The organism is Bacillus sp. B-jedd (genome assembly GCF_000821085.1).
In the GTDB taxonomy this organism is placed as follows: Bacteria; Bacillota; Bacilli; order Bacillales; family Cytobacillaceae; genus Bacillus_D.
The window spans coordinates 1,609,763-1,626,820 of the sequence record NZ_CCXR01000001.1 but is presented as its reverse complement, the minus strand read 5'-3'; the positions used below and the strand labels follow the sequence as shown (position 1 = coordinate 1,626,820).

General features: G+C 47.1%; 18 protein-coding genes. All 18 read right to left on the bottom strand.

Features of this window, described 5'->3' with window-relative positions; all coding sequences use genetic code 11:
• Positions 1–134: 134 nt before the first annotated feature.
• Entirely contained in the window at positions 135–1,001 is an 867-nt protein-coding gene (gene dprA, locus BN1002_RS07985; RefSeq protein ID WP_048824472.1) for a DNA-processing protein DprA, read from the bottom strand.
• Between the two features lie 75 nt (positions 1,002–1,076).
• Complete coding sequence (sucD, locus tag BN1002_RS07980) at positions 1,077–1,979, bottom strand: succinate--CoA ligase subunit alpha (protein ID WP_048824471.1); 903 nt, start codon at positions 1,977–1,979, stop codon at positions 1,077–1,079.
• Positions 1,980–1,994: 15 nt separating this feature from the next.
• Positions 1,995–3,155: an ADP-forming succinate--CoA ligase subunit beta gene (sucC, locus tag BN1002_RS07975; protein WP_048824470.1), complete on the bottom strand. Its 1,161-nt coding sequence runs from the start codon at positions 3,153–3,155 to the stop codon at positions 1,995–1,997.
• A 181-nt stretch (positions 3,156–3,336) separates the two neighbouring features.
• Positions 3,337–4,119, bottom strand: coding sequence for a ribonuclease HII (locus BN1002_RS07970; protein ID WP_048824469.1), 783 nt, complete (start codon positions 4,117–4,119; stop codon positions 3,337–3,339).
• Positions 4,120–4,187: 68 nt separating this feature from the next.
• Positions 4,188–5,063, bottom strand: coding sequence for a ribosome biogenesis GTPase YlqF (gene ylqF, locus BN1002_RS07965; RefSeq protein ID WP_048824468.1), 876 nt, complete (start codon positions 5,061–5,063; stop codon positions 4,188–4,190).
• A 40-nt stretch (positions 5,064–5,103) separates the two neighbouring features.
• On the bottom strand, positions 5,104–5,673 hold the full coding sequence (gene lepB, locus BN1002_RS07960) for a signal peptidase I (protein WP_048824467.1): 570 nt from the start codon (positions 5,671–5,673) through the stop codon (positions 5,104–5,106).
• Between the two features lie 259 nt (positions 5,674–5,932).
• Positions 5,933–6,277: a 50S ribosomal protein L19 gene (gene rplS / locus BN1002_RS07955; RefSeq protein WP_048824466.1), complete on the bottom strand. Its 345-nt coding sequence runs from the start codon at positions 6,275–6,277 to the stop codon at positions 5,933–5,935.
• Positions 6,278–6,413: 136 nt separating this feature from the next.
• The gene (gene trmD, locus BN1002_RS07950; protein ID WP_148362860.1) at positions 6,414–7,148 is read right to left on the bottom strand and encodes a tRNA (guanosine(37)-N1)-methyltransferase TrmD; all 735 of its coding nucleotides are present in this window, start codon (positions 7,146–7,148) and stop codon (positions 6,414–6,416) included.
• On the bottom strand, positions 7,148–7,666 hold the full coding sequence (rimM, locus tag BN1002_RS07945) for a ribosome maturation factor RimM (RefSeq protein ID WP_048824464.1): 519 nt from the start codon (positions 7,664–7,666) through the stop codon (positions 7,148–7,150). The genes trmD and rimM overlap by 1 nt, the downstream gene beginning before the upstream one ends.
• 5 nt (positions 7,667–7,671) lie before the next feature.
• On the bottom strand, positions 7,672–8,064 hold the full coding sequence (locus tag BN1002_RS07940) for a YlqD family protein (RefSeq protein ID WP_048824463.1): 393 nt from the start codon (positions 8,062–8,064) through the stop codon (positions 7,672–7,674).
• Positions 8,065–8,149: 85 nt separating this feature from the next.
• The gene (locus BN1002_RS07935; RefSeq protein WP_048824462.1) at positions 8,150–8,383 is read right to left on the bottom strand and encodes a KH domain-containing protein; all 234 of its coding nucleotides are present in this window, start codon (positions 8,381–8,383) and stop codon (positions 8,150–8,152) included.
• 15 nt (positions 8,384–8,398) lie between these two features.
• Complete coding sequence (rpsP, locus tag BN1002_RS07930) at positions 8,399–8,671, bottom strand: 30S ribosomal protein S16 (RefSeq protein WP_048824461.1); 273 nt, start codon at positions 8,669–8,671, stop codon at positions 8,399–8,401.
• Between the two features lie 107 nt (positions 8,672–8,778).
• On the bottom strand, positions 8,779–10,131 hold the full coding sequence (gene ffh, locus BN1002_RS07925; protein ID WP_048824460.1) for a signal recognition particle protein: 1,353 nt from the start codon (positions 10,129–10,131) through the stop codon (positions 8,779–8,781).
• A gap of 11 nt (positions 10,132–10,142) precedes the next feature.
• On the bottom strand, positions 10,143–10,475 hold the full coding sequence (locus tag BN1002_RS07920; protein WP_048824459.1) for a putative DNA-binding protein: 333 nt from the start codon (positions 10,473–10,475) through the stop codon (positions 10,143–10,145).
• A gap of 126 nt (positions 10,476–10,601) precedes the next feature.
• Positions 10,602–13,421: a VWA domain-containing protein gene (locus tag BN1002_RS07915; RefSeq protein ID WP_048824458.1), complete on the bottom strand. Its 2,820-nt coding sequence runs from the start codon at positions 13,419–13,421 to the stop codon at positions 10,602–10,604.
• Positions 13,405–15,171 (bottom strand): vWA domain-containing protein, encoded by a 1,767-nt coding sequence (locus BN1002_RS07910; protein ID WP_048824457.1) that lies wholly within the window; start codon positions 15,169–15,171, stop codon positions 13,405–13,407. Before BN1002_RS07910 ends, BN1002_RS07915 begins: the two co-directional genes overlap by 17 nt.
• 10 nt (positions 15,172–15,181) lie before the next feature.
• Positions 15,182–16,051 carry a DUF58 domain-containing protein gene (locus BN1002_RS07905; RefSeq protein ID WP_048824456.1) on the bottom strand — a complete coding sequence of 290 codons (870 nt, stop codon included), beginning with the start codon at positions 16,049–16,051 and terminating at the stop codon, positions 15,182–15,184.
• On the bottom strand, positions 16,048–17,055 hold the full coding sequence (locus tag BN1002_RS07900) for an AAA family ATPase (RefSeq protein WP_048824455.1): 1,008 nt from the start codon (positions 17,053–17,055) through the stop codon (positions 16,048–16,050). Before BN1002_RS07900 ends, BN1002_RS07905 begins: the two co-directional genes overlap by 4 nt.
• Positions 17,056–17,058 lie beyond the last annotated feature (3 nt).

Below are 17,058 nucleotides of genomic sequence, written 5' to 3'. Positions count from 1 at the left end.
AATTTACGTAAAATCTTCCAAATAATCGGGATTTAAGGATGATTTCTTTAAGAAAAGCTTTAAAATGGGTGTTATTTCCATATTTATCTTCGCGAAATTAAAGCCTTATTTTTCCGGCCTTGCCAAGTGTACATTTAAAACGGGATTTCTTCAAGTATATCCTCCGCTTTCGTCACCATTTTTGCCCCATGCTGGATAAATTCATTCGTCCCGGTCGAAAAAGGATTAAAAACACTTCCCGGAAGGGCAAACACCTCCCGGCCTTCATTCATAGCATAGTTTGCCGTAATAAGCGAGCCGCTTTTCTGTTTTGCCTCCACGACGAATGTGCCCACACATAGCCCGCTGATGATCCTGTTGCGCATTGGGAAATGCCAGCGGGCAGGCTTTGTGTCGGGAGGAAATTCAGACAGGACGAGCTGGCTTTTCGCCATTTCCCTGTAAAGATGATGGTTCTCTTCCGGATATACATGATACAAGCCGCCTGCTATCACTGCAATTGTTCTGCCTCCATTCTTCATGGCGCATTCATGGGCGACCGCATCTATCCCTTTTGCAAGGCCGCTCACAATAACAATTCCCTTCTCAATAAGCGCGGGAAACATGAGTCTGATCGCGTTTTTTCCGTAGGGACTCGCCTGGCGGGAGCCGACGACAGCAAGCTTCGGTTCCTTTTGCAATAAAGAAAGGTCGCCTTGGGCAAAGAGAGCCCATGGCGGCTGATAAATATTCCTAAGCCAAAAAGGGTAGTCGGGATCAAAAATAGTTATAATGGAGATTTTACTTGCTGCATAGTGATGGAGAAGTGTGGAGAGTTTTTCTTTTTGAAGAGTTGTGGAGACTTTTTTTGAAGGAGTTTTTAAAGTATTTAAATTGCATGTTAACGGATTATCGGGGTGCATTTCAGGAAGCAGTTCTTCTTTCATTGCCGATGCGATTGAATTCCAAGTCGCGCCGGGATAATGAATAAGCTCTATCAGTTTTTGGCGATGCGGCTCCATATTAAATCCTCCTATTGGTTTTATCCCGGAATAAGCCCTTCAAAAGCTGAAGGGCTTGATTCAGGATACCTATTTTTAATGAGTTTTACATTTCTCGTAAAGGCCTTTTTCCTTTAATACTTCAATAAGGGTTTCGCCCATGACCGCAGGAGTGGCAGCCACTTTGATGCCGCATTCATTCATGACGCGGATTTTTTCATCAGCCGTTCCCTTGCCTCCGGAAATAATCGCGCCAGCATGGCCCATCCGCTTGCCTGGAGGTGCAGTACGGCCGCCAATGAATCCTACAACAGGCTTCGTCATATTGGCCTTAACCCACTCGGCAGCTTCTTCTTCCGCAGTACCGCCGATTTCACCAATCATGATAACCGCGTATGTTTCAGGGTCTTCGTTGAAGGCTTTCAAAACATCGATAAAATTCGTGCCGTTGACAGGGTCCCCGCCAATACCGACAGCAGTTGTCTGGCCGATGCCAGACTGAGTAAGCTGGTGGACAGCCTCATAGGTAAGTGTTCCGGAGCGGGAAACAACACCCACATGGCCTTTTGTATGGATATAGCCAGGCATGATACCGATCTTGCATTCATCAGCGGTAATCACTCCCGGGCAGTTCGGTCCGACAAGGCGGGTTTTCTTCCCTTCCATGTAACGCTTGACTTTAACCATGTCAAGGACTGGGATGTGCTCTGTGATACAGATGGCAAGATCCAATTCTGCATCGACCGCTTCAATGATCGCATCTGCCGCAAACGGAGCCGGTACATAAATGACGGACGCGTTAGCGCCTGTTTTTTCAACCGCTTCACGGACAGTGTTGAAAACAGGAACGCCTTCCACTTCCTGGCCGCCCTTGCCCGGCGATGTGCCGCCGACGATTTTCGTGCCGTATTCAAGCATTTGCTTTGTATGGAAAAGTGCTGTTGAACCAGTGATCCCCTGGACAATGACTTTTGTGTCTTTATTGATAAAAACGCTCACAACATTTACCCCCTCTTATTTCACCAAGGAAACGATCTTCTCGGCCCCGTCTGCCATGGATTCAGCGGCAACGATATTCAGGCCGGATTCGTTCAGGATTTGCTTGCCAAGTTCCACATTCGTTCCTTCAAGACGGACAACAAGCGGCACTTCCAGGCCTACCTGCTTGGCTGCCTCGACGACACCTGTCGCGATGACATCACACTTCATGATGCCGCCAAAAATATTGACAAATATCCCTTTTACTTTTGGATCGGAAAGAATGATTTTGAACGCTTCGGTAACTTTTTCAGCAGTTGCGCCGCCGCCAACATCCAGGAAGTTCGCGGGATCGCCGCCATAATGCTTGACGATGTCCATAGTCGCCATCGCAAGGCCGGCACCGTTTACCATGCAGCCGATATTCCCATCAAGCGCAATGTAGCTGAGGTCATATTTGGATGCTTCGATTTCCTTTGGATCTTCTTCCTCGAGGTCACGCATTTCCAGAACATCTTTCTGGCGGTATAGCGCGTTAGAATCGAAGTTAAGCTTCGCATCGAGCGCCATGACTTTTCCGTCCCCGGTGACAACCAGTGGGTTGATTTCCGCAATGGAACAATCCTTTTCAATATAAGCCTGATACAGGCTCAGCATAAACTTGACGGCTTGGTTCACAAGCTCTTTCGGGATGTTGATATTGAAGGCAATACGGCGCGCCTGGAAAGGCTGTAGGCCGATGACAGGGTCGATTTCTTCCTTGAAAATCTTTTCAGGCGTCTTTTCTGCTACTTCTTCGATTTCCGTTCCGCCTTCTTCGGAAGCCATCAGGACTACACGCGAAGTAGCCCTGTCTAAAACAAGGCCGATATAGTATTCCTTTTTAATATCACAGCCCTCTTCTATCAAAAGGCGCTTTACTTCTTTTCCTTCAGGGCCGGTCTGATGAGTTACCAGCGTTTTGCCAAGAATTTCATTTGCATATGTACGTACTTCATCGAGATTTTTGGCAACTTTAACCCCGCCGGCTTTCCCCCTGCCGCCAGCATGGATCTGTGCTTTCACGACACAAACTTGTGTTCCAAGCTCACGGGCTGCTTCGACCGCTTCCTCAACCGTGAACGCCACTTTTCCATTAGGGACAGTTACCCCATATTTCCTGAGTATTTCTTTCCCCTGATACTCGTGGATATTCATTTCCCATCCTCCTAACAACCTATCTCAAAATTGCACTGCGCTTTCATTTTATATAATGCCCGCGGGCTTGTCCACACTTATGGACCAAACATTTCGATTGCTCAAAAGGTTAAGATTGTTCAATTTCCAGGCAATAAAATAAAACCAGTCTGAAAACAGTCTGGTTTTTTGCGTTCGTTCCTTATGCTTTGTTAGATTCCTCTACAGGTTTTAAAGGGGCGAACGAGGTCCTGTGAATGGGTGTCGCGCCATATTTTTCTATCGCTTCCAGATGTTCTCTCGTCCCATAGCCCATGTTTTTTTCAAAACCGTAATAAGGATATTTCGCGGCCAAATCAACCATGTATCTGTCCCGAGCGTTTTTTGCCAGAATCGATGCGGCAGCAATCGATACGCTTTTTGCATCCCCTTTAATGATTGGTTCACACGGGAACGGCGTATCAAGCTTGACGGCATCAACGAGCAAATAATCCGGCACTGGCTTAAGCGCCGCAGAAGCCGCATGCATCGCCTTGATTGTTGCCTGATAAATATTCAGTTCATCAATTTCTTCTGCGCTCACAAAGGCAATACCGAAGGAAACCGCTTCGTTTTTGATGGCTATCTCGTATTCTTCCCGTTTTTTGGCCGGCAATTTTTTCGAGTCGTCGAGACCGGGCAAAAAGAAATTTTCAGGCAGAATAACAGCAGCCGCAACTACCGGGCCAGCAAGCGGGCCACGCCCAGCTTCGTCGATTCCCGCAATTAGCGTATAGCCGCTATTTCTCGCATCCCTCTCAAAGGCTGTCATTTTGTAAAATTTCTCTTTCAGCCTTTTTTCAGCCGCCCTGTCTTTCTTCCATTTTTGCAAGAGTCTTTGGACTCCTTTTCGGCCATCTTTTTCCGCTTCCAGAATGAACGGGTCCTTTTCATCATTTTTCAATGCAAGCAGCCCTTCAATTTCCCGAATGCTCAGTTTATCCATTGTTATTCAACCTTTATGTATAATTTTTTTGTTTTTCAAAATAGAGCAGGCTCCCTGTCGGAAGCCTGTTAGATTTCAGATTCAGTTTCTTCGTATAAATCCTTTGGCCATTCAAATGTAAGTGATCCAAACTTCTCTGACCTGATCTCCCTGACGACAAGTTCGGCTACTTTATCGTAATCGACAACACCGCCTCCGCCAAGGGCGCCTCTGAGCCGGCCGATATGCTCGAACAGTTCCACCGGGTCTTCAGGCAAGGATTCGAGCTGGAAGCGCTCCTTAAGGCGCTCTGGATACTTATTCTCCAGGAATTTCAGTCCATATAGGGCAAGATCCTGCAAATTCAATAGTGTATCCTTAATCGCCCCAGTGATGGCTAGCTTTCTTCCAACTTCCTGGTCTTCGAATTTTGGCCATAAAATTCCTGGTGTATCAAGAAGTTCAAGCTCTTTGCCAACCTTGATCCACTGCTGTGCTTTTGTGACTCCGGGGGTATTGCCAGTCTTGGCGATATTCTTTTTGGCAAGCCTGTTTATGATTGTTGATTTACCAACATTCGGTATGCCGACAATCATCGCGCGAATAGCTCTGGGGTTGACTCCTTTTGCTTTAAGGCGGTCGAACTTCTCTTTTAATATTTCATGCGAGGCTGACGTGATTTCTTTCAGCCCCTCGCCGGCCTGTGCGTTAATTGCCAAAGCCCTTATGCCTTGATCCGCAAAATGGCGGATCCATGCCTTCGTCGCTTCCTTGTCGGCCATATCCGCCTTATTGAGCAGGACTAGCCTTGGTTTATGCTGGATTATTTCATCAATCATCGGATTCCTAGATGAATAAGGGATTCTCGCATCAATCAATTCAATGATAATATCTACAAGCTTAAGTTTTTCTGTGACTTCCCTGCGGGCTTTTGCCATGTGGCCCGGAAACCATTGGATGGTCATAGCGGCCACCTCCTGAATGCTTTATTCCTTTATTACGGTATTATTTTGTTGATTCGTCAGGCTTAACTACGCGCATGTCCTCAATCGGCCAATAGACGACGTTCGTTTTCCCAAGAACCTTATTCATCGGGATGGTTCCGATATGCCTGCTGTCTTTAGAATATCTGCGGTTATCGCCCATTACGAACAATTCACCTTCAGGCACTGTTTTCCTGCCAATTTTTTCTTCCAAAGTAAACGGATCTGTCAGAGGCCCATCAACCACCATTTTCTTATATTCATCCAAATAAGGCTCTTTATACGCCTTGCCGTTAACGTAGAGTGTGTCATCTTTATATTCTATATGATCCCCGGGAAGCCCAATGACTCTTTTGATATAATCCTTTTGTTCCGGGGCATGGAAGACAATAATATCGAAACGTTCTGGTTCGCCAACCTGGTAGCTGAATTTATTTACAATCATCCTGTCCTGGTGCTTCAGGGTCGGCATCATGGATTGCCCATCCACAACGATCGGGGCAAAAAGGAAATAGCGGATGACTGCAGCCAGCGCGACAGCGACAAGCAGTGCTTTAGTCCATTCCCATACTTCATTTTTCTTTTTTGTCATAATATCTCCCACCCATTTCCTTTAAAAAGTTTTCGTCTACCATCTATTTTACATAACAATAGGTTCGTAAACACAAGTTATTTGATTTTTTTCAAGCCGGAATGAATGATTGTAAAAAAGATGAAACAATTTTTTGGGCTCTGTTCCAACAGTCAAAAAAGGGGCTGTTTTGCTGGACAGCCCGAAAAACAAATGAAGCGCCATCGGGTCACCGGCCAAAAGTGGCAGCGGGACCTGGCGAAGGCGCTTCCTTGTGCTCTTATCGAATTTCTTTGATACGGGCTTTTTTGCCGCGTAGTTTGCGCAGGTAGTAAAGCTTCGCACGGCGGACTTTACCGCGGCGGATTACTTCCAATTTCGCAATTTTAGGTGTGTGGACAGGGAAAGTACGCTCAACGCCTACTCCATAAGAAATTTTACGGACAGTAAAAGTTTCGCTGATTCCACCACCACGACGCTTAATCACTACACCTTCAAACAGCTGGATACGCTCGCGGGTTCCTTCGACAACCTTTACGTGTACACGTACTGTGTCACCAGGGCGGAACGCAGGAAGATCCGTGCGAAGCTGTTCTTTTGTGATATCATTGATTAGTTGTTGCATCGTATTCAACTCCTCCCACAGATGCTCTTGCAAACCAAAACCATGTGCAGCGGAACACCGTTTTAAGACATGGGCTAGGCTGGCCTGCCCAAGTCACAAGATGTATCTTACCATAAACATGGGGTATAAGCAATAACTACCTGGCTTCTTTTTTGATTTCCTCAAGCCATTTTTTATGCAATGGTTCAAGCTCCATATGTTCAAAAAGATCCGGCCTGCGCTGCCATGTCCTGCGGAGTGACTCCTTTATGCGCCATTCCTCGACATGTTTGTGATTCCCTGACAGAAGGACATCCGGCACCTTCAGTCCCCTGAAATCAGATGGCCTCGTATAGTGCGGATGCTCAAGCAAGCCTGTGCTGAATGAATCCTTCAAATGGGATTCTTCCTTTCCCAGCACTTCGGGAAGGAGGCGGACCACGCTGTCAACGACAACCATCGCGCCAAGCTCTCCGCCAGTCAGGATGAAATCGCCAATCGAAATTTCGTCTGTCACGATCTCCCTGATACGTTCATCGTATCCCTCGTAGTGGCCGCAAATAAAGATTAGATGCTCTTCAGCAGAAAGTTCCTCCGCCTTTTTTTGGGTATGGCGCTCTCCCTGAGGGCATAGCAGGATGACACGTGGCCTTGATTGGGAGCTTTCACTTAGGGCTGAAACGGCATCGAAAATCGGCTGGGGCTTGAGGACCATGCCCGCCCCTCCGCCATAAGGGTAATCATCAACTGTTTTGTGTTTATTGTCCGAGTAGTCCCTGAAGTTGACGACCTGATAACTTACGGCTTTTTTTTCCTCCGCTCTTTTCAAAATTGAGCTTCCAAACACTCCGTCGAACATTTCCGGAAAGAGTGTCAGTACATCAATTTTCATCATGACAGCAGCCCTTCCAACGGGTCAATCACAACGAGTTTTTCTTTTATGTCCACTTTCAGAACAACGTGGGCAATATACGGAATAAGATACTCCTTGCCGCCTTTTCCTTTTACAACCCAGACGTCATTCGCGCCAGGAGTCAGGATTTCGGTTACCTTCCCTATTTCTTCACCCTCAGTCGTGACAACCTTACAGCCAATGACCTCATGGAAATAAAATTCATCTTCTTCAAGCTCCCCTTGCTGCGATTCATGCACCTTCAGGATGCCGTCCCGGAATTTTTCCACATCATTGATATTCTCAAATCCTTCAAACATTAACAAATCAAAGTTTTTGTGTTGGCGGTGTGCTTTTACGGTCAGTTCGACCGGTTCTTTTTCTTTCGGCAGGAATAAATAGAGTTTACTCCCGGGCTTGTACCTCTCATCGGCAAAATCAGTCTTTGAAATTACCCGTACCTCGCCCCTTATTCCGTGGGTGTTGACAATTTTACCAACATTGAACCATTTATCCATCTTTATCACCTCTTGCGAATCTCTTCAATAACCCCGTCCCGGATTATAATTTCCTCTTGATGAAGGCCGCCATCCCATGAATCGCCTGGCTTTATTTCGACAATCGCCTGGACCTCAGACTCCTTCAGTTCACTTCCTAATGGTAGCATATGCAGCTGGCTGATTTGAAACTCCAGCACCCCGATTCTTTCTTTCCGGGCCAATTGTTCTTTTTCAAAATGCTTTTTTATTTGCCCGTAGGGAAAGCTTCCCGCCTTTTCCATTTTCTTTTGTACGAACTGAAGCTGGATGCATTCCTTTTCAAGCTGGTGCTTTTCACCTTTATACCGGTCCAAAAGCTTTTGCCGGCTCGCCTCTGTCAATATTTGTTTCACAATGATGGTTTGGAGAATTTTCATGCAAAAACCTCCCCTATGTAAACGTACCAAAAAAGGAGGGATTTCTCCCTCCTTTCTGATAGAAGCGGCCAAGCCGCCTTCGCTTTTAATTATCCCCGATTTCTAAAAACAGTTTCTTTTGTTCTGATGCACCGGCCGCGTAGACTACGGTGCGGATTGCTTTTGCAACGCGCCCTTGCTTTCCAATTACTTTTCCCATGTCTGTCTTGTTGACGGAAAGATGATAGGTAACGCGTTGATCTTCTTCAGTAACGTTCACACGAACATCTTCTGGAAAATCAACAAGGGGCTTGACAATCGTTTCAATCAACTGTTTCATCGTGAACCGCCGCTATTATTTGCCAAGCTTGGCATTGTGGAATTTTTCCATGATGCCAGCATTGGAGAATAGGTTGCGTACTGTGTCAGATGGCTTGGCGCCATTTTGAAGCCACTTCAGAACCAATTCTTCGTTGATGTCCACAACTGCAGGAGCAGCAACTGGGTTGTAAGTTCCTACTGTTTCAATGAAGCGTCCATCACGTGGTGAACGAGAATCTGCTACTACAATACGATAGAAAGGAGACTTTTTAGCTCCCATGCGCTTTAAACGAATTTTTACTGCCATTTTTAACTTGCACCTCCGAATAGTTTCACACAAGATAGTATAATACCAATTGTTTTTTAGTTTGTAAAGCTTTTTTTCTTAACACCTAAAATTAGGAAAACAGTTTGTTAAAATGGATTGAATGGAAGCTTAAAACCGCCTTTTTTCTTGCCTTTTGATTGCATTCCGGTCATTTGCTTCATCATCTTTTTCATGTCTTCGAATTGCTTGAGCAGGCGGTTGACCTCAGGCACCGTCCGTCCGCTTCCCTTCGCAATCCTTTGTTTGCGTTTTGAATTGATGATTTCAGGGTGTTCCTTTTCCTTTATCGTCATCGACCTGATGATCGCTTCAACATGGGCTATCTGCTTTTCATCAATTGAGACATTGTTCAGGCCTTTGATTTTATTGGCGCCCGGAAGCATTTTCAAGATATCCTCAAGCGGTCCCATTTTCCGCACCTGTCCAAGCTGGTCAAGGAAGTCATCGAGCGTAAAGGAAGCGGTCCGCATTTTCTGCTCGAGCTCTTTCGCCTTTTCCTCGTCCACATTTGCCTGGGCTTTTTCTATCAAGGTCATCACGTCGCCCATACCAAGAATCCTCGATGCCATTCGCTCCGGATGGAATGCTTCCAGTGCGTCCATCTTTTCGCCAAGGCCGACAAATTTGATTGGCGTGTTCGTCACAGCCCTGATTGACAGCGCCGCGCCGCCTCTCGTATCGCCATCAAGCTTTGTCAAAACAACCCCGGTCAGCCCAAGCTGCTCATTGAAGCTTTGGGCCACATTGACGGCATCCTGCCCTGTCATTGCATCAACGACAAGGAAGATTTCGTTCGGCTTCGCTAGTTCCTTAATATCCTTCAACTCATCCATGAGCGCTTCATCAACATGAAGCCGTCCTGCTGTATCAATGAGGACATAGTCGTTATGGTCTTCACGGGCTTTAGCGATGGCCTGCTTCGCGATTTCCACGGGGCTTACCTTGTCGCCGAGGGAAAACACTGGCATATCAAGCTGCTTCCCAAGGGTCTCCAGCTGTTTGATGGCCGCGGGCCTGTATATGTCGGCTGCGACCAGCAGCGGTTTCCTGTTATACTTTTTCCTTAAAAGATTGGCCAGTTTGCCAGTTGTCGTCGTTTTACCCGCACCCTGCAAACCTACCATCATGATGACGGTTGGAGGCCTGTTCGAAACAGCAATTTTGCTCTGTTCCCCGCCCATCAGCTCGGTCAATTCCTCTTTTACGACCTTAATGACCTGCTGTCCTGGTGTCAGGCTTTTCAAAACTTCCTGGCCAACAGCGCGTTCACTGACCTTCTTGACGAACTCCTTGACTACCTTGAAGTTAACGTCCGCCTCGAGAAGGGCCAGCCGCACTTCCCTCATCATTTCCTTGACATCCGCTTCGTTGACTTTCCCTTTGCCGCGGATTCGCTGAAGGGTGTTCTGCAGTCGGTCGGCTAATCCTTCAAATGCCATAATGCCGCCTCCTAATCTAGTTTTTCAAGCTCGGCCACTGCCTCCAGCAGAGCCTGCTTAGGGGGTGGATCGGAATGGATCAACTCTTTCATTTTGCCCAATAAGGCAATACGCTCCTGGAACTTCTGCAATAGCAGCAGTTTTTCTTCATATTCCTCAAGCATTGCTTCAGTACGTTTAATATTATCATAAACCGCCTGTCGGCTGACATCATACTCTTCGGCAATTTCCCCGAGCGAATAATCATCCAGGTAGTAGAGAGACATATAGCTTTGCTGTTTTTCCGTCAACAAAGAATGGTAGAAATCATAAAGATAATTCATTCTCGTTGTTTTCTCAAGCATGCTATCCCCTCCTTGTTAAGTGAAAAACCTTTACATCGTTAGTTTACCGTTAAGGCGGACCCGTGTCAAGGTCGTTCCGGATAGAGCACAAACGCAAAAACACCGCAACAGCGCGGTGTTTTTGAGCTAAGTCCTTCTCTTCTTTGCTTCAAGCAGCCGTTTCATCCGCTCCTGCTTTTCTTCCGGGGTCGCCCCCTTGGAAGCAGGGCTTGATTGTTCTTTGGAATCGTTCTTTCGTTTTTTCGCAGGCGCCGTCGATACCGGCTCAATTCTTTCCTGTGGCGGGTCGGGTTTTTGTGCGGCTGCAGGTTCTTCCGGCTTAGCGTTCCGATTTCTCGCCGCTCTTTCTTTCGCACCTGAAAGACGCCCCAAAACGGCTTCGCCGCCTATTGGCATGGAATCGTCTGCCACCGGTTTCCGCTTCGGCAAGAAACGTCCCAACACTGCCAGCCCAAGCCTCCTAAGGAAAATTTCAAACACGAGAAGAAGAAAGGCCGCAAGCAATAAATACTCGCTGATCGGCTGTTTTTCCTGCGGCTTATTTTGCAAAGGACGAAAAGCATCCTTTGGCTTGGCAAGCTCCTTTCCCCCGGTTATCGAAACTAATTCCTTAAGAAAGCTTTTATTCGTCCCCTTTAGCAAAAATTCTTCTGAATACGGAACGGAAAAACCTGTCCGATAAACTTTCACTTCCCCATTTTTCTGTGTCTGCCTTAAGGATAAGTAGTACATTCCCGGTTTTCCCGGATAAACGAGTTGATACTTACCAGGTGAGACAAGCTTCGTATTGGCATCAATCTGCTCACCTTTTTGCGATAATACCGCAGCTTCGATGGGCAGCGGTTCTTTATTGCTGCTCGTCAAGGAAACGACTGTATTTCCATCTTCTTTTCCCACACTGACCGTAAACGGCTCACTATCAAATTGTGGAAGTGACGCTGTCACGACCTGGTTGAGAAATCCTGGCCAGCCCTCCCATCTCGCCCAATCCCCTGACCATTTACCAGACACGTCAGAGGTAAAAGCAAGTGTGGATCCAAGTCCATACTGCCACTGGGCCAGAACGGGATCTTCTTTCTCACTTGAAATTGGAACCCTGGCCCGATCTTTCGGAGTTACCGCAATATACGCATTCATTTGCGGGACGCCTTTTGAAAACCGGGAAGCCCATTCAGGAAACGGCCCTATTTCAGGATAAAACGGGTTGTCTTCAATATATGTCCTTGTTGTCATGACCGTTTCCCTCGAAAGGACGCTCGGTATGACCGAAGCATCCGCGACATCGTAAAACCGCCCATTACCCATTTGCGCGAGACTTTCGAGCAACACACGGTCAGCGTCGCTGCCGAGTGCCAAGGTTGATAGAGTAATATTTTTTTCTTTCCCGTCACTAATCAGTTTATCGTAATCGCCGCCAGCGGCCGACTGTCCATCAGTCAATAGGATGATATGCTTCCGCTGCAACTTCAGCTCGCGGAGTTCTTCGTATGCTTTTTCAAGCGCGGGATAGATATTGGTCCCTCCACCGACTGAAACAGAACGGATTTTTTTAATCGCTTCCTTTTTATTTTTCAGCGGAGCCGTTTCAACGATCGTCCAGGGACGGTCATCGAACGCGATGAAGCCGAGCGTATCTTCCTCCCGGAGCAATTCAGCCGAACGGGCGGCGGCTTCTTTTGCAAGCGTGAGTTTATTCCCGCTCATACTCCCTGAACGGTCAATGACAATCACAAGACCAAGAGAGGGAATTTCCTTTTTGCCCTTTATATCCATATCAACGGGAAGAAGTTTTTCAATTGGCGTCTTAAAATACCCGCCCAGTCCGAAGCTGTCCTCCCCGCCTGACATCACAAAGCCTGTTCCAAATTCCCGGACCGCCTTTTCAATCAGTTTCATTTGGCCTTCAGCCACTCTATGGCCGGATACATTGTCAAAAACAATCGATTCATACTGGAGATAGCCCCCAAGGGCGGTCGGGAGTTTTTCAGGTACAATCGCATCGACTTCAAGCCCGGAACCCTTTAAAACAGCCGGAAGCGCTCCGCCCGGTGTTCCTTCGACAACCAATACCCTTGGCGTGCCTTTAACAGATGTCACCGCGTGGAGTGAATTGTTTTCAATATGGGCATCCGAGGAATTGATCAATTCCGCCTTGTAAACAGCAAGTCCCGGTTCAGCCGCCTTATGTGTGAATGAAAAAAGATTGTCTCCTTCATTGATATTTACTTGTTGGCGGAGGATATCTTTGTCGTTGACCGAGAGCCGTATAGTTGCTGTTATGGCCGTGTTGCTGGAAACCTTAACGGAAACCGTTGTCTCCTCCCCCACATATAAAGCCGGTGGAACATCCAGGGAAGTGACAGCTGCATCCTTTAAACTTTTATGCTTAAGGGGAACATAATCGATTTCCAAATTCCTGTTTTTCAATAGTCGCGCCGCTGCAAGAGCGTCTCCTGCCGTATTATTGCCGTCCGTCAGCAGGACAATCCTGCCGGCTTTCCCGCCTGGGATGAGCGAAGACGCAAACTGGAGGCCGGAGCTGATATTTGTTTCGGATTTGTCAAGCTGGCCGGTGAATTGTCCCGGAACAGCGCCACTACCTGACAGGGATGATTCAGTTTGGGTCCCATTCGCAAAAGAAGCGACCGCATATTGTGTTTCAGTCTTTTTTCCTTTAACAGCCTCGCTGATCCAGTCCAATATCTCTTCTTCTGACTTCTCCACGCTTTTAGACCGGTCCGCAAGGAAAATAACCGTTTCCTTCTTAACCGGAAGCACAATCTGGGGAACGGTCAAGGCGAGAATGATGAGCAGATAGACCGCGCTCCTAATCAGACCAATTACTTTCTTCTCCAATGTGACTGCCTTCTTGAAATATAAAACCATCAGGAAGGCCGCAGGGAGGATAAAGGCAAACATTAATGGGTATTTAACGTCCAAGCCCACGCCTGTACACCTCCCATTCCAACAATAATACCGACAGGGCAAGAATGCCTGCCAGGAGCCAAAGGGCCTCATTTTCCCTGACACCCTTTTCTCCTTTAATGGAGCCTTTATTTATAACAAATGATTCCGAATAAGCAGGGGTTTTTTCACGGTCATCGAGCAGGACAGAGAAATAATTGATCCGGTCACCCGCCGATGCCTGATAAATGCCCGGAGCGAACGGGGCTTTGAAATTTTCCTTATCAGGGTTGAAATCCCCGAGGCTCTTTCCATTGGCATCGAATATCTCCACTGTCCCGCCTGATGAGCCCAAATTCAGCCATTTTTCCTCGCCCGGCTGAAAGTAGCCGAGAAAGCCCGATTGCTGGGTCAGCCAGTTGTAACTATTGTATAAAAAAATGGGAAACCCTGGCTGAAGGGGCCAATCGGAATTTTCAATCGCAAAATTAACGGCAATGGCGGGCTGCCCTTTAAGGAATCCAGCCTGAATCAATGGATGCCCTCCGCTTTCCGCTACCGTCTCCAAATCGCCACTAAATGGTTCAGCAATGGTCTGTATATACGTTTTTTCAAACTCGGTAAATTCCAGCAATGGTGATGGGTGGATTTCCATCTGCTCCGTGAGCTTGATCTTTTTCGCTGTGTCCTTGCTCACCATCATCACCGGGAGTTTCGGCAGACCTTCTGGCGCTATTCCTTCAATTAAAAGAATTCCATCGCCGATTGAATTGTAGTTATCATTCAGTTGAAAGCTCTCAATCCCTATCGATTTGAATCCTTTCGGCAAAAAAGGATTCACATCTCCAATCGCATAAACCGGCGGGTCGGCAGGAGCAAGAATGGCAGCTGCGACGTTATCAGCCTGATATCCATCCTCAGCCAGCACCTCGGCAATGTAGTATCTCTGTTCCGGCAAGGCTGGCACATCTACAATTACTTGTGACCCAGGCTCTATTGAAACATCTTTTTCAAATAGTACTTCCCCTTCACTTTTAACCTGGAATACTTCTGTCCTTGTTTTCTTTCCCTGGTTTTCGACTACCGCCGCCGCTGAAATGTCTTTACCCGACCTTGTGGCGCCAAACGAAAGCAGGGCGATATTTTCAATCTCCTCACCATTGTTGTGGACCCGGATGAAATGCTTCCCGGCAAGACGCTGTATTTCTTCCTTGGATGCTATATCAGAAAAAATATGTATGGCAGTATTTTTTCCACCAGCCATGGAAACAGCCAGTTTTACCGCCTCTTCAATATTCTCATGTTCAAAGGTCAGTCCAAGGGAACCCACCGCTTTTTTAACGGATTTTTTAGAAGGTTCCCTGTTTAAGATAATTTCAGGTTTCTGTCCTGCATTTATGATGGTTACTTCCTGGTTTTGAAGTTTCTCGGACAAATCCATCATATCTTTTTTTGCAAACCTGAATCTTGTCCCTCCATCACTTTCCGCGGACATGGTCGCAGAGGGGTCAACGATAAAAATCAGATGCTCCCCCGCCACCGCCTCACTCTGCCAAAATGGCCTTACCAAGGCGAACATCAAAAGAAATAGCGCGGCCAGCTGCAGCCAAAAAATAAGGTTATGCTGCAATTTCTTCAGCCACGGGGACGCTTGCCACTCATTCATTACCTCTGACCACAGAAGATTGGAAGGATTCACTACAGCCCTATATTTCTTTCGGAAAAAATAAAGGAGGATGACAAAAGCGATCAAGCCCGCAAGAAAGAAATAGGCAGGATTGGCAAAGTGCATTCGGTTCACCTCATTCCAGCACTTTTTTAGCCGTGCACGTATGGATTAGAAACTCTTGCAAGTCATCTTTATCTGTAACAGGAACATAGACAAAACCATATTTCCGGCACAGTTCTTCAAGTTTCGCGTTATGGCTTGCAAGTCTTTTTTGGTATAGTTTAATGACATTTTCATTCATGCTGACGTTTACAGATTGCCCGGTCTCACTGTCCACCAGCATCAGGTCGCCGGTTTTCTCAGGAAATATCTCTTCACGGGCCAATACTTGAATGAGTTTTACCTCAATTCTTAATCCGGCAAGCTTCCGGAAAAGAGCCTCGAAATCCTCCATATTTTCCATACCGTCCGTAATCAGGATTGCCGCCTGCAAGTGTCTCAGATTTTCTTTAATAAGGTTTTCCGTAAACGAACCCGGTGTCCCGGTACCAGAAACGGAAAGGATACTAGTATAGACGCTCTTCCCATACACGGCACCTTTCCGGGTGATTTTTCCGGTGGCCGAAGCGGAGACGGGAATGAACGTCAGCCGGTCATCATTATTTAATGCGATAAAACTTAAAGCCGCAGCCAATTCCTTTGCCCTGGTCCATTTCGTTTCAATCGCCTGCATCGATGGCGTGGCGTCGAGCAGTATCGCGGCATGGATTTCCTGTTCATCTAAAAATCTTTTAATATAGTGCTTTTGGGTCCTGCCGTAAATATTCCAGTCGATCAGCCTTATATCGTCACCAGGCTGGTAGGACCGGAAATCAGAAAATTCAAGGGAAGTCCCAGATCTTCCCGCACGCCTCGATCCTTTATGGACGCCACGCCTCCTTGTTTTGACGAAAAGCCTCCTGCGCTGCAATCGGCCAAGTATGGCCCCGTGCACGGCGCTCATTTGATTTCAGCGCCTTGGGTGGAGGCCTCAAGGATTTCCACGATAATCTCATCAGTTGAAATCCCTCGTGCTTCCCCTTCGAAATTCATTAACAATCGGTGGCGGAGCACTGGGAGTGCCGCCTTTTTTAAATCGCCAGTTGATACATGGTACCGGCCCGCAAAAAGCGCCCTTGCTTTAGCCATTTGCAAAAGACTTTGAAGCCCACGCGGGCCGCTGCCGTATTGAATGTAAGTTTTGACCGACTCGGTGGCGCCGTCCGCGTCGGGATGGGATAACGTAATCATGTTGACAGCCACTTCAAGCATTTCTTCGGAAACAAGGATTTCTTTTGCCAGCTGCTGCAGGCTCAAAACCTCATGAGCAGTTAATATCCGCTGCAGGGCGGGTAAATCCGTTCCAGTTGTCCTTCTCGCTATTTCCTTCAATTCATTACCGGTCGGATAGCCAACAAGGATTTTACAAATAAATCGGTCCATTTGTGCTTCTGGAAGTGGATAGGTGCCTTCCATATCAATAGGGTTCTGGGTCGCCAGGACGAAGAACGGCTTTGTCAGTTTTCGGGTGTTCCCCATCACGGTTACAGTCCGTTCCGCCATCGCTTCCAGCAAGGCACTTTGAGTTTTGGGCGTGGCCCTGTTTATTTCATCGGCTAGGACAATATTGGCAAAAATCGGCCCTTCATGGAACGTGAATTCCTGCCTGCCGTCTTCACCAGGCTGGAGGAGCATCGTGCCTGTTATGTCCGAAGGCATTAAATCAGGAGTGAATTGAATCCGGCTGAAGGATAAATCCATGCATTCGGAAATCGTCCTGACGAGCATCGTTTTTCCAAGCCCTGGAAGTCCCTCCAATAGGGAATGCCCGCCTGAAACAATACTCCACAGGACCTGTTCAATCACCTCATCCTGGCCGACGATAAACTTTTTAATTTCCTGCCTGACTCTTTCCAACTGTTCTGCGGCAGTCCTAAACTGTGTTTCTTTTTCTTTTAATGCGTCCATGAA